The organism is Ferruginibacter yonginensis (genome assembly GCF_042651465.1).
In the GTDB taxonomy this organism is placed as follows: Bacteria; Bacteroidota; Bacteroidia; order Chitinophagales; family Chitinophagaceae; genus Ferruginibacter; species Ferruginibacter yonginensis.
Genome location: NZ_JBHSCZ010000001.1, coordinates 1288912 through 1300922, shown reverse-complemented (window position 1 = coordinate 1300922; position 12011 = coordinate 1288912). Strand labels below are relative to the sequence as shown.

General features: G+C 35.3%; 14 protein-coding genes. 10 read left to right on the top strand and 4 right to left on the bottom strand.

Annotated elements, in window-relative coordinates:
* Window positions 1-269: 269 nt before the first annotated feature.
* From ACFOWM_RS05645 to mnmE, 10 genes are all read left to right on the top strand, one after another.
* A complete protein-coding gene (locus tag ACFOWM_RS05645) occupies window positions 270-1127 on the top strand; it encodes a MotA/TolQ/ExbB proton channel family protein (RefSeq protein ID WP_379707707.1) in 858 nt (285 codons plus the stop codon).
* Window positions 1128-1183: 56 nt separating this feature from the next.
* Complete coding sequence (locus ACFOWM_RS05640; RefSeq protein ID WP_379707706.1) at window positions 1184-1843, top strand: ExbD/TolR family protein; 660 nt, start codon at window positions 1184-1186, stop codon at window positions 1841-1843.
* Between the two features lie 26 nt (window positions 1844-1869).
* Window positions 1870-2418, top strand: a complete 549-nt coding sequence (locus tag ACFOWM_RS05635; RefSeq protein WP_379707705.1) for an ExbD/TolR family protein — start codon at window positions 1870-1872, stop codon at window positions 2416-2418.
* 82 nt (window positions 2419-2500) lie between these two features.
* On the top strand, window positions 2501-3298 hold the full coding sequence (locus tag ACFOWM_RS05630; protein WP_379707704.1) for an energy transducer TonB: 798 nt from the start codon (window positions 2501-2503) through the stop codon (window positions 3296-3298).
* A 109-nt stretch (window positions 3299-3407) separates the two neighbouring features.
* A complete protein-coding gene (locus ACFOWM_RS05625) occupies window positions 3408-3917 on the top strand; it encodes an ExbD/TolR family protein (RefSeq protein WP_379707703.1) in 510 nt (169 codons plus the stop codon).
* A gap of 94 nt (window positions 3918-4011) precedes the next feature.
* Window positions 4012-4689 (top strand): response regulator transcription factor, encoded by a 678-nt coding sequence (locus ACFOWM_RS05620; RefSeq protein ID WP_379707702.1) that lies wholly within the window; start codon window positions 4012-4014, stop codon window positions 4687-4689.
* An 8-nt stretch (window positions 4690-4697) separates the two neighbouring features.
* Window positions 4698-6083 (top strand): HAMP domain-containing sensor histidine kinase, encoded by a 1386-nt coding sequence (locus tag ACFOWM_RS05615; RefSeq protein ID WP_379707701.1) that lies wholly within the window; start codon window positions 4698-4700, stop codon window positions 6081-6083.
* A 101-nt stretch (window positions 6084-6184) separates the two neighbouring features.
* A complete protein-coding gene (locus ACFOWM_RS05610; protein ID WP_379707700.1) occupies window positions 6185-6667 on the top strand; it encodes a hypothetical protein in 483 nt (160 codons plus the stop codon).
* Between the two features lie 39 nt (window positions 6668-6706).
* Window positions 6707-7726, top strand: coding sequence for a bestrophin family protein (locus tag ACFOWM_RS05605; protein WP_379707698.1), 1020 nt, complete (start codon window positions 6707-6709; stop codon window positions 7724-7726).
* A gap of 43 nt (window positions 7727-7769) precedes the next feature.
* The gene (mnmE, locus tag ACFOWM_RS05600; protein ID WP_379707697.1) at window positions 7770-9140 is read left to right on the top strand and encodes a tRNA uridine-5-carboxymethylaminomethyl(34) synthesis GTPase MnmE; all 1371 of its coding nucleotides are present in this window, start codon (window positions 7770-7772) and stop codon (window positions 9138-9140) included.
* A gap of 305 nt (window positions 9141-9445) precedes the next feature.
* Here the strand turns inward: mnmE and ACFOWM_RS05595 are convergent, their stop codons facing one another.
* The 4 genes from ACFOWM_RS05595 to ACFOWM_RS05580 all read right to left on the bottom strand — a co-directional run bounded on the left by ACFOWM_RS05595 (window position 9446) and on the right by ACFOWM_RS05580 (window position 11869).
* The gene (locus ACFOWM_RS05595; RefSeq protein WP_379707696.1) at window positions 9446-10078 is read right to left on the bottom strand and encodes a hypothetical protein; all 633 of its coding nucleotides are present in this window, start codon (window positions 10076-10078) and stop codon (window positions 9446-9448) included.
* A 70-nt stretch (window positions 10079-10148) separates the two neighbouring features.
* Complete coding sequence (locus tag ACFOWM_RS05590) at window positions 10149-10397, bottom strand: hypothetical protein (RefSeq protein ID WP_379707695.1); 249 nt, start codon at window positions 10395-10397, stop codon at window positions 10149-10151.
* Between the two features lie 14 nt (window positions 10398-10411).
* On the bottom strand, window positions 10412-11017 hold the full coding sequence (locus ACFOWM_RS05585; RefSeq protein WP_379707694.1) for a hypothetical protein: 606 nt from the start codon (window positions 11015-11017) through the stop codon (window positions 10412-10414).
* Between the two features lie 96 nt (window positions 11018-11113).
* On the bottom strand, window positions 11114-11869 hold the full coding sequence (locus ACFOWM_RS05580) for a hypothetical protein (protein ID WP_379707693.1): 756 nt from the start codon (window positions 11867-11869) through the stop codon (window positions 11114-11116).
* Between the last annotated feature and the right edge of the window lie 142 nt (window positions 11870-12011).

Genomic DNA, 12011 nt, shown 5'->3' with positions numbered 1-12011 from the left:
CAATGTTGGAACATATAAAATTTCAAACGTTTGAAATTCAATGTATATAATTGAAAATCAAATACAACCAAAAAAGATTTATAATTTATTAAAGCAAAAAATATTTTTATTTTCAATAAAATAAAATATTTTTAACCCTTAGAAATTCTTTCAAATATTTTATTAACTTGTGCCTCCACATAAAGAGGGGCATTTTGTTTTTAAACAATTTGTTAGTTGTTTTTTTATCACAAACATTTTTAAATTTCACTTACAAAAACTTGAATTTTATGGCAGACGTTAGACCAACTGCAACAGTAAAACCGGTAACATCCGTACAAGCAAAAAAATCTGGCAATTCAATTTCATGGTTAGCTCCATTGTTATGCGTAGTTGTTGGGTACATCATTTGGCGTTTTGTTTTGGGAGATGCCTCTCATTTTGAAACAGCTGTAGGTAATGGCTTTTGGCCAGAAAGAGAAGGCGCAAAAGGCGGTCTTTACAAAATGTATCAAGGTGGTATTATTGTACCTATTTTGATTGGTTGTATGTTAACCGTATTAACGTTTGTAATTGAGCGTTTTTTAACTATTGCAAAAGCTGGTGGTACTTCAAGTAACGCTGATTTTATCCGCAAAGTGCAATATCATTTAGCAAATAAAAATGTTGATGCAGCTTTAGCTGAGTGCGACAAACAAAAAGGTAGCGTAGGTAATGTAATGAAAGCTGGTTTGCACCGTTACAAAGAAATGACTACTAACAATGAATTAAGTACTGATCAAAAAGTAATGGCAATTCAAAAAGAAGTAGAAGAAGCAACTTCATTAGAATTACCAATGTTAGAGAAAAACTTAGTGTTCTTATCAACCATCGCATCAGTAGCAACCTTATTAGGTTTATTAGGTACGGTAATGGGTATGATTCGTTCATTCTCTGCATTAGGTGAAGATAGTGGTGGTGGTGCTGCTGCTGGTAAATTATCACAAGGTATTTCTGAGGCGTTATACAACACCGCTTTAGGTATTGGTACCTCAGCAATCGCTATCATTTTCTATAACATGTTTACTACAAAAATTGATGGTATCACTTACGGTATTGATGAATCAGGTTTTACTTTAACACAATCATTTGCATCATTATACAAATAATTGGTGTGGAATTTATGCAGTAATGCATCTTAAGTAAAACAATAAAAATCAATTACATGCCAAAAGTTAAAATACCAAGAAAGAGCACTGCTGTTGACATGACAGCGATGTGCGATGTGGCGTTTTTGTTGTTGTCGTTTTTTATATTGGCAACCAAACAAAAGCCGCCAGAAGTGTTAGCTGTAAAAACACCTAATTCGGTATCAAGTAAAGTAGCGCCAGATAAAGCTATATTAGTAACCTTAACAAAAGAAGGTAAAGCCTTTTTAATGCTAGGTGATGATACTAAGAAAGCTGATATTCTAGCCAACGTAAACTTAACCAAAGGTTTGGGTTTATCACCTGCAGAATTGCAAGCTTGGGGTAAACAACCATTCATTGGTCAACCATTAGGTACCATTAAAAGTACATTGGCTTCAGGTAGAGAGTTAGATCCTGTAAGAATGCCCGGTATACCAACCGATAGCACTAATAACGAAATGAAAGATTGGATTAAAAGTGTGACCAATGTGTATGCAGGTGGCGATATGAGGGAACTACAAGAAATGCTTTTGGTGAAAGGTGACAATGATGCATTGTACCCTTCATTCAAGAGTATTAAAGATGCCTTTAAAGCAAATGATATTTTTAAATTTAGAATTGTAACAAATGGTGCTGCACCGCCTGCTGGCTCTGAGTTAGCTAAACAAGCGGCAAGTGGCGGCGGAGAAAAATAATTCGTTACACATAAAATTATATTGACATGGCAGAAATGGATACTTCGTCGGGTGGCGGCCATAAAAAAGGACCCGGCGTAAAAAAAGCGGTAAAAAAATCAACGAGGGTTGATTTAACACCAATGGTTGATTTAGGTTTCTTGTTAATTACCTTCTTCGTATTTACTACCACCATGAGCCAATCAACGGCCATGAATATGAACGAACCAAAGGATAGTAAAGATGAACAAGTGAAAGTAAAAGAATCAGGTGCAATGACAATTTTATTAGGTAAGGCAGATCAAGTTTATTACTACTTTGGTCAGTTAGATCCTAACAAAATTTCAGAGCAATTTAAAAGCACCAATTTTAAAGATGTAAGACAAATTATAACAGATAAAAAGAAAAGTACACCAGAAGACGATTTGATGTATGTAATTAAATCTGATGATAAGTCAACCTTTAAAAATGCTATCAACATTTTAGATGAAATGACCATTTGTGGGGTAAAACCTGGTCACTATGCTGAAGATAAAATTTCTGATACAGAAAAGAAATTAATTCAAGCAACAGAACAAGCAAATGGTATACAATAATTTGTGGAATTTCAACAAGTACTGCATCTTATTATAAAATAATTTTATTATGGACATCAACAAAATATTAAGCGCCGATTTTTTGGACATCCTTTTCGAAGGAAAGAATAAAGCGTATGGTGCTTATGAATTAAGAAAGACCTACAACGGTCGTATAGCGAAAGCTATGATTGCGGTTGGATCTTTAGTACTATTACTTTTAATAGGTTCTGTTTTGGCCAATAAGTTGGGCGAAAAAAAGGATGCCTCATTATTAGATGTACAGGATACCGAAATGGCAGAAGTGAAAAAAGATGAACCACCTCCACCACCGCCACCACCACCGCCACCAACGCCACCGCCACCGCCGGAAATCAAACAAATTCAATTTACACCTCCAAAAATTGTAAAAGATGAAGAGGTCAAACCTGATGAAAAAATCAAGGAAATTGAAGATGATGCGGCGATTAGTACAAAAACTGTAGAAGTAGATAATACCAAACAAATTGTACAAGCACCGGTAGAAGATAACTCGAAAGCGGTTGAAGTACCAACACAAGCGGTAGAAGAAGATAAGATTTTTACAAAAGTAGAAATTGAAGCTGAGTACCCTGGTGGACAAGGAGCTTGGGGTAATTATCTTAGAAAAAACTTGAATGGTCAAGTGGCTTCTGATAATAGTGCACCAGCTGGTACTTACACTGTAGTAGTTCGCTTTATTGTGGCTAAAGATGGTAGTATCAGTGACGTGACTCCTGAAACATCTGTTGGTTATGGTATGGAACAAGAAGCTATCAGGGTAATTAAGAAAGGTCCTAAATGGAAACCAGCACAACAAAATGGTAACATTGTAAAGGCTTACCGTAGACAACCAATTAGTTTCGTTGTAACAGAAGAATAATCACTTCATTTAAAAATAATAAAAAAGCTATCTCATTTGAGGTAGCTTTTTTTATTGTGTAACGGTGTGGAATTTAATGGTGAACATCATCCCATAATAAACAACTATTATGGCAGAAAATATCAGCTCCGAAAGAAAGCAACCCAATAAAAAGTTTCATAAAAAAGCAACTAGGGTAGATTTAACCCCTATGGTAGATTTGGGATTTTTATTAATTACTTTTTTTGTTTTCACTACATCTATGGCTCAACCAAAGGCAATGGATATGGTAAGCCCCAATGATACTGTGATTGATGTAAATGACCTTATTTGTGAAAGTTGTGCCATTACAATAATACCAACAGCCAATAACGTTGTTTATTATTATGAAGGTAATTTTGCAACTGCCGTTATAAAAAGAACTGATTATTCAGCAACAGGTATACGTGCATTATTATCAAATAAAATGAAGGCAGCCAACAGCATCAAACGTGAACCTATACTCATTATTAAGCCCACTACAACTGCCTCTTTTAAAAACTTAATTGATATTATTGATGAGCATACCATCTGCTTATACAAACGTTATTACCTCGATACATTGAATGCAGCTGAACTGGCTACAATAAATCACTTGTAATATTGGTTACCTGTAAAGGCAAATGTTGGTGCATGATGCAACGCTATTATTGATTAAATTTACACAGTGTGCCTAGTGTATTAAATTATATTCAATGAAAATATTATTAGTAGAAGATGAGCCTAGTGTTGCCAGTTTAATCAATAAAGGATTATCAGAAAATGGATTAAGTGTATCGGTAGCATTGGATGGTGTAACAGGCTTAGAAATGGCTCATAACAATCAATTTGACGTGATTATATTAGATATTATGTTGCCGGGCATAAGTGGTATTGAAATATGTAAACAGTTAAGGTCGCAAAACAACCATACGCCTATTTTATTTCTAACGGCATTGGGTACTACAGAAAATGTGGTACTAGGTTTAAATAGTGGAGGTGATGATTACTTGGTAAAGCCGTTTAAGTTTATTGAATTAGAAGCTCGGCTACAATCACTCAATAGAAGGAAGCATTTATTGGCAAAAGAAGAAAATGATGTATTTCAATTTGATACGTTGGTTATAAATTTTACCAATAAAGTAGTGGAGGTAGATGGTAGTGAAGTAGCACTAACTTCAACCGAGTTTAGACTATTGGAATTTTTTGTTCGTAATAAAAACAGGGTAGTATCACGTATGGAAATATTGGAAAAAGTTTGGGGTATAGATTTTAATATGGGTACTAATGTGGTAGATGTGTATGTAAATTATTTACGTAAAAAAATAGCTACTAATAAAGCAGCCAAATTTATACAAACAGTGGTGGGTATGGGCTACATCTTTAAAGTTTAAATGCTGTCATGAAAATACAAACCAAAACCACCATACTTTTTACAGTACTAACTGCAACCATTTTCTTAATACTAAATGTAGCGGTATACTTTTTTGTTAAGTCATTTGCTAATAATGATTTTGAAAAGCGATTAGAATTAAGGGCAAAAATTGCTGCAAAATTAACCTTTGATGAAGCTACAACATCTACCGAAGCCTTTAAACAATTAAAGCAACAATACCTTGAAAAATTACCTAAAGAAGAAGCCGTATTTTTTAAGGTAGCTACCCTGCCATTAAAAAATAAAACCATAACAAATGCCACAAGGCCATTACCTATTTCATTTTTTAAAGATATTATAGAGCGTAAAGGAGCTACTGTTTTTTATGAAATGAAGGGGGTAAATTATGCTGGTATTCTTTATAAAAACGCAGATGCGGATATTATTGTAGTAGCTTCTGCTACCAATGAATATGGTAATAAAATGATGCAATATTTGTTATTTATTAAATTGTTTTCACTTACAACAGGGGTACTTATTATTTATAGTGTAGGCATGTATTTTTCTAAAAAAACTTTTGAGCCTATACGTAGTGTTATTAATAGTGTAAAAAGTATCAGTGAAGGTAAGTTGCATTTTCGCCTTAAAGAATTAGATAGCTCAGATGAGATTGCAGAATTAACGAGTACATTTAATGAAATGCTAGGTAGGTTAGAAGCTGCTTTTGAAATACAAAATAACTTTATAAGCAATGCCTCACATGAGTTACGTACGCCACTTACAGCCATAGTTGCTGAGGCTGATTTAGCTTTGGCAAAAGAACGTTCTGTAGCACATTATCAACAAAGTTTACAACAAATTATTACACAGGCTGAAAAGTTGCAACAGCTAACCAAGGGGCTATTAGCTTTGGCACAAACGGGCTTTGATGGTAAACAACAGTTATGGGAAACCATACGTATTGACGAATTGATTATTGAAGTAAAAAATAATTGCGATGCTATACTTCCACAAAACAACATCAAAATTTATTTTGAACATTTACCTACAGATGAAGCGGCAGTTAGTATAAAAGGTAATGCTGATTTATTAAAAATTGCTATTAGTAATATTGTTTTAAATGGATGTAAATATTCAAATAATAATGTTGTAAGCATTGCACTCAGTGTGCAACAACAACTAGCCGAAATCATTATAAAAGATAGTGGTATTGGTATACCACAATATGAGTTAAAAAATATATACGATCCTTTCTTCCGAGCTTCTAATACAAAAAACTATGATGGCTTTGGTATTGGAATGCCTTTATCGAACAATATTATACAGTTACATAGAGGTAAAATATCAGTTCGTTCCGCAATCAATGTTGGAACAACGGTTACCATACAACTACCATTATTAAAATCATTCTAATATTTTAATTTCATTTTAATGTGATTTTAATACCAATATAATGTAATGCTTAGGTGGCTTTAATACTCATGTTACAACTTTGAGGTATTAAAAACACTATTATGTTAAACATTTTAATACCAACCGATTTTACAGCGGCATCACTACAGTTAGTTGAACAAGCAATTAAGCAAAGCGATAAAAAAGTAAACATTGTTTTATTTCATGCTTTTGAATTACCCAGCTCTCCGCATGATTTACTATCGCCATCTTACAAAAAACCTGAGTACAGTTTAATAAACGAACCATTTAGGCAAGCTTGTAAACAGTTGAAAGACAGTTACCCTAACATCATCAACAAAATAAACATCAGCTGTATGCAGGGTAATACCAAAGCCTTGTTCCGCAACTTTATTGATGCAAAAGATATTGATTTTATTTGTTGCCCTGTTGCTTATAATTATATGTCAATACATCCACAAAGCATTAACCCAACTACTTTATTTAAAAAGAGCGGTGTGCCAGTAGTGAAAGAACTTACTACAAGTTCGCCTTATGTTTTTACGTCAAAAACTATTGCAAATACTACAGCCGTAACAGCGTAGTATTTAGTGAGGTTGATTTTTTTATTTAAAACGTAACTTATGTTATTACAAAAAAATATTCCGTTTAAATATGTGTTTGGCAAAATAAAATATGAAATTATTTTTATTTCATTGTATGCCATCTTTATAACGGTATTGTATAGGGTGTACGAACTTACCCATATTTCCATACCAATTTCAGTACCATCTGTATTGGGTACCGTTATTTCATTATTGTTAGGTTTTAGGAGCAACCAAGCGTATGATCGTTGGTGGGAAGCCAGGCATATCTGGGGTGCCATTGTAAATGATTCTCGAACATTGGCTCGACAAATAATTTCATTTACACCTACCAATGTGCAAGATGATAATTTAGAGGCGTTTAAACAACGAGTTATTAATCGACAAATTGCATGGACCTATTGTTTGGGTCGCCATTTACGCCATCAAAAAACATTAACGGGGTTAGATAAATATCTTGATAAAAATGAATGGGCATACCTCAAGCAATTTGATAATAAACCAGCAGCCATACTCGATTTGATGGGCAGGGATATTCAATTGGCGTTAGATGAAGGTTGGATCAATCGCTTTCAACAAGTTGAAATTGATAAAACAATTACCCGTCTTTGCGATGCCATGGGAAAATGCGAACGTATTAAAAATACGGTGTTCCCCATTACGTACAGTTTATACATTCATTTGGCGATGATGTTGTTTATTATATTGCTACCCTTTAGTATTATTGAGTTTGTGGGTATGTTTGAAATACCATTGGTTATTGCAATATCAGCTTGTTTTTTATTAATAGAAAAAATGGCGATTCACTTGCAAGATCCATTTGAAAATAAGCCAACTGATACGCCTATGACCTCCATCGCTCAAACTATTGAAAAGAATTTAGTACAACTTTATTTGATGAATGCTCATAAAAATAATATGCAGCCATCATCAGTATTTGAAAACTATAGTGATGTTACTATTCAGCAACACACCACTACTTTAACCGATAAGTTGTTTAATAAAACAAGCGATAGCAGTCAACCTGTAAAAGAGCAACCGGCTTATTATATTTTGTAATCGATGGCCATACATACCATAAAGCTTTACGTAACTTTGCGGTATGAATAACAAGTTATCTGGTTGGGATGAAACTATCGTAGCCATAGCAACGGCACCCGGAGTGGGTGCTATTGCTGTTATACGTATATCAGGCGCCAAAGCTTTTGACATTGTGAATAGTTTGTTTCCGTCAAAAAATTTACACTCACAACCTTCGCATACATTACATGTAGGTTTTTTAAAAGATGATGATCAGTTAATTGATGAAGTAGTGTTGGCCTTATTTAAAGGACCTAAAAGTTTTACCGGTGAAGACACTATTGAGATAAGTTGCCACGGTAGCCCCTACATTCAACAGCAAATTTTACAAGCATGTATTGCTAAAGGTGCTCGTTTGGCAAGGGCTGGAGAGTTTACCCAAAAAGCTTTTTTGAATGGCAAAATGGATTTAACCCAAGCAGAAGCGGTGGCTGATATTATAGCAGCCAACACTGCTGCCTCTCAAAAAGCAGCCTTGCATAATATACGTGGAGGGTTTTCAAACACTTTACAAATATTGAGAGAGCAACTCATAGGCTTTGCTGCACTTATTGAGTTAGAACTTGACTTTGCTATGGAAGATGTGGAGTTTGCTGATCGTACTCAATTTTACGAATTAATAGATACATTGCAACAAGCCGTTGCACAATTAATACAATCCTTTACATTAGGCAACGTTATAAAAAATGGGGTAAGCATTGCTATTATTGGTAAACCCAATGCAGGTAAATCAACCTTGCTCAATGTGTTACTTAATGAAGATAGGGCTATTGTAAGCGATATTGCCGGCACTACTAGAGATACTATTGAAGAAGTGATGAATATTGATGGTATTTTATTTAGGTTGATTGATACCGCCGGCATCAGGGATAATGCCACTGATGTTATTGAAAATATTGGTATCGAAAAGAGTTTAGATAAAATGCGAACGGCTGATTTGGTATTGTATATATTTGATGTTCATACCGAAACCGCTGCTACATTAGCCCAACAAGTGGCTCTATTTGAACAAGAACAGTTGCAATATTTATTGGTTGGTAATAAAGCAGATGCAGGTCAACACCCTACATTTGAATTTAATAACATACAATATATTGCTGCAAAAAATAAAGAGGGCATTGACGAACTTAAGAAAGCTTTGTTCAACGCCACCGTACAATCTAATACCAATGCTGAAAATAATATTGTAACCAATGCTCGGCATTTAGCATCATTGCAATTAATTTTATCAGCTTTACACAATATCAAACAAGGCTTGGATGCTGGCTTATCTGGCGATTTGTTATCATCTGACATACGTACGGCTTTGTACTACTTAGGTGATATTACAGGCGAAGTGAGTAATGAAGATAAACTCGATTTTATTTTTAGTAAGTTTTGTATTGGGAAGTAATTTTGAATGTTCAATTATGAATTAGGAATGATGAATTAGGAATGATGAATTAGGAATGATAAATGAGGGATTATGAATGGGGGATGTTGAATTAAGGATTACGAATTATTAAATACGAAGGAAGCTTAATAAATGAGGCGTAGTTTTTTGTTGGAGACATTTCCATAGGGTATAGGCATATATGCTTTGTGTCATAGGTATTGATCTGTTCAAAGACTACTTATTATTATTGCACTTTTTTTAATGTTTATTTTATTACTGGAAAAACCTATAAGATTTTACATCTTATAGGTTTTTTAGTTTGTTTATTTTGATAGCACCATAGCTGTTACAGCTGTGATTATGATGGCTGCTGCTATTTTTCGTTTGTGGTGTTTATGGTTTTTGTTTTGTTGCTGTTGTAGTTGTTGGTATTGTTGGTTGAGAAAAATGAGTTGTTGTTTGGTTTGATCTATAGCGTTATTGAGTTGTTGTATTTGTTGGTCTTTTAATTGGATGATGCTATCATCTTTGATAATAATGGTTTGTAGGTTTTGTATGATACTGTCTGCCAATAACTCATTTGCAGTATTGTATTGTAGGTAGGCTTGGGTATTGTTAAAATAGGTTGTTATTGCTTCTTTACTGCAAGTATCATCCACTACTTTTAATGAAGGTGGTGTTGCTAATTGGGCGGCCAATTGTTTTGTTTTGATGGTATGGCTTTGTAGCTTTTTGTATTGTTGCTGTACAATTATTTTAGATTGTAGGTTGCTTTTCTGCAATGGTTTTATTTGATGAGCTATTGCTTGGTTGCTGCTATCTGTATTGGGTATGTAAACCGGTATAGGTAATTGTACATCGTTATTATTACGATTACAAGTGGCTATGCATAAGATGATGCCAACAATAATGATTAGGCTTATACCTACAAGTTTGGTATTTATTTTATAACGCATGATGGTATTATTTAGGGTACTGTTAAAAAGCCGTAGCTACTGCTGGTGCAGTGCTACGGCGGTTGGTTGTTTATGATTCGGTGCTGTTGGAGCTGTTGGTCTTTCGTTCAATGGAGTACCCAAAGCAGCCTGCACCGATAAGGCTAGCAAAGGAATAAAACATGAACTCGGGTATGGATTTTTGAAAAAACTGGGTAGCTAACCAAGCTGTTATCATAGCGATGAGCATGACTGCGATGGCTATTTCACGAAGGCTGTAGCAGCCATCTTTATCTTTTAGCAGTTGGCACCAACAGTTTTTTTTGGGTGTTGTTATCATTGTATTTTTTTTAGTTATAAAAGTTGGAAGTACTGCTTGTAAGCCCTTTCTTCAATTAACGTGTAGGTAAAGCGATTACCATACAATGATTGGTGCTGGATAGCTAGTTGCATGAGTGTATCAAAATCAGTACGACTTTGCATGACTTGACAACCAGCTGTATTTTTATTGACCCATTGTGGGGGTTGCTTTTCGTGGGTACGATGGATATTGATACCGAATAAACCCGTTTGTGTACGCATGTGCACCGTATCAGGCACTTCATTGCGATTGGTATCTCTATAAACCGTTACTGGTTTTACTTGAACCAAGGCTTTATAGGCACCTCTGTGCCAACCGATTTGGTAGGCATCCACATATTGGTTGGGTTGTAGAATAGCCGTACCTGCTGGGTTGATGGGTTGTGTTAACCAATGCCTACCCGGTAGTGTGGTGCCTTTGCAATAATGTACCACCCATTGTTGCACTTGGTTTTTATACGCCACTACCAATACATCATTAAATTGATTGTTGGGTTGTATGCTAGCACGAACACCTATTATGTTGAGTTGCCATGGCTGGGTATACACTATGTAGTTTAAAGCAGCAAGGTATTGCAACAATTGATCAATTGGGTACATAGGATTGTTTTAAAAGAAGTGATAGGAACAAATGCTTGCTTTTTTAGAAAACAGTAACCAATGCCTAGGCGTTGGTTACTGTTGGTAGTTGGTGGTTTATATACCACTTACAGAAACGATGCTGAGTGCATTGAAGGCACCATTGCGAAGTTCATAAAAGGTATCGTTCACTTGTTGGAAGAACTGGATACCCATGATTAAGAACAAAGGGCTGGTGCTGTTTGCTGTGACTTGGTTGGACAGCAATAGGGGCGCACTTGCCAGCGTATCAATTGGTAAGATGGTACTGTTACTGGTAGTAGAAACGAAGTTGCCTGCTTCAAAATTGACTTCGGCACCAGCTGCTACCATTTTGTAATGTGTAGCGCCAGCAGGAGCGATGATGGCATCGGCAGGAATGAAAGAAGGTATTTCAATTTCTAACAAACCTGTTGCCCTGTTGATGGTAGGCGTATAGGCCGTGTACAAGGTATTGGTGAGTTGCGCATTGTTATTGAACTCAAGGCCTTGTAACATTTCTGTTTCGCCATCCATTACATTGCGGAAGCCACGGGTGCTGGTAGCATCTGCTTTGATTACTTTCATTAAAAGTGTAACCAAACGAGTGTGTAAGTCACTGTCTTTCGCATTTTTTAATAATGCAAATAGTGCAGTACGTAGGAGTTTGCTGGCTTTACAAGCTTTACCAAACTCACTGGCATTTTCTCGGGTACGAGTAAATGCAGGATCTGCATTGAATCGGTTTTTATCTAAAGTGGTTTTTTCTTTGATGATGTACCCAAAACGTGATTTGGAAAAGGTGATGTCGCCGATGGTACCTTGTACTTTTATGATACCTTTTTGTTTTGCCATAATGGATGATTATTGGTGAAAAAATAGGGCAGTAGGGGTTTGTTTACTGCCTTTTTTACAGTTGCATGGGTATGCTTACGCTGTAAAACTTTTGATAGCTTTCACATAGCTGTTACATAGCTGTATTAAAGCTGTATTAAAG

Bases quoted from the DNA above. Each gene is read 5' to 3' on its own strand.
- ACFOWM_RS05645 (WP_379707707.1), top strand. From the start codon at position 270: ATGGCAGACGTTAGACCAACTGCAACAGTAAAACCGGTAACATCCGTA.
- ACFOWM_RS05640 (WP_379707706.1), top strand. From the start codon at position 1,184: ATGCCAAAAGTTAAAATACCAAGAAAGAGCACTGCTGTTGACATGACA.
- ACFOWM_RS05635 (WP_379707705.1), top strand. From the start codon at position 1,870: ATGGCAGAAATGGATACTTCGTCGGGTGGCGGCCATAAAAAAGGACCC.
- ACFOWM_RS05625 (WP_379707703.1), top strand. From the start codon at position 3,408: ATGGCAGAAAATATCAGCTCCGAAAGAAAGCAACCCAATAAAAAGTTT.
- ACFOWM_RS05620 (WP_379707702.1), top strand. From the start codon at position 4,012: ATGAAAATATTATTAGTAGAAGATGAGCCTAGTGTTGCCAGTTTAATC.
- ACFOWM_RS05615 (WP_379707701.1), top strand. From the start codon at position 4,698: ATGAAAATACAAACCAAAACCACCATACTTTTTACAGTACTAACTGCA.
- ACFOWM_RS05610 (WP_379707700.1), top strand. From the start codon at position 6,185: ATGTTAAACATTTTAATACCAACCGATTTTACAGCGGCATCACTACAG.
- ACFOWM_RS05605 (WP_379707698.1), top strand. From the start codon at position 6,707: ATGTTATTACAAAAAAATATTCCGTTTAAATATGTGTTTGGCAAAATA.
- mnmE (WP_379707697.1), top strand. From the start codon at position 7,770: ATGAATAACAAGTTATCTGGTTGGGATGAAACTATCGTAGCCATAGCA.
- ACFOWM_RS05595 (WP_379707696.1), bottom strand. From the start codon at position 10,078: ATGCGTTATAAAATAAATACCAAACTTGTAGGTATAAGCCTAATCATT.
- ACFOWM_RS05590 (WP_379707695.1), bottom strand. From the start codon at position 10,397: ATGATAACAACACCCAAAAAAAACTGTTGGTGCCAACTGCTAAAAGAT.
- ACFOWM_RS05585 (WP_379707694.1), bottom strand. From the start codon at position 11,017: ATGTACCCAATTGATCAATTGTTGCAATACCTTGCTGCTTTAAACTAC.
- ACFOWM_RS05580 (WP_379707693.1), bottom strand. From the start codon at position 11,869: ATGGCAAAACAAAAAGGTATCATAAAAGTACAAGGTACCATCGGCGAC.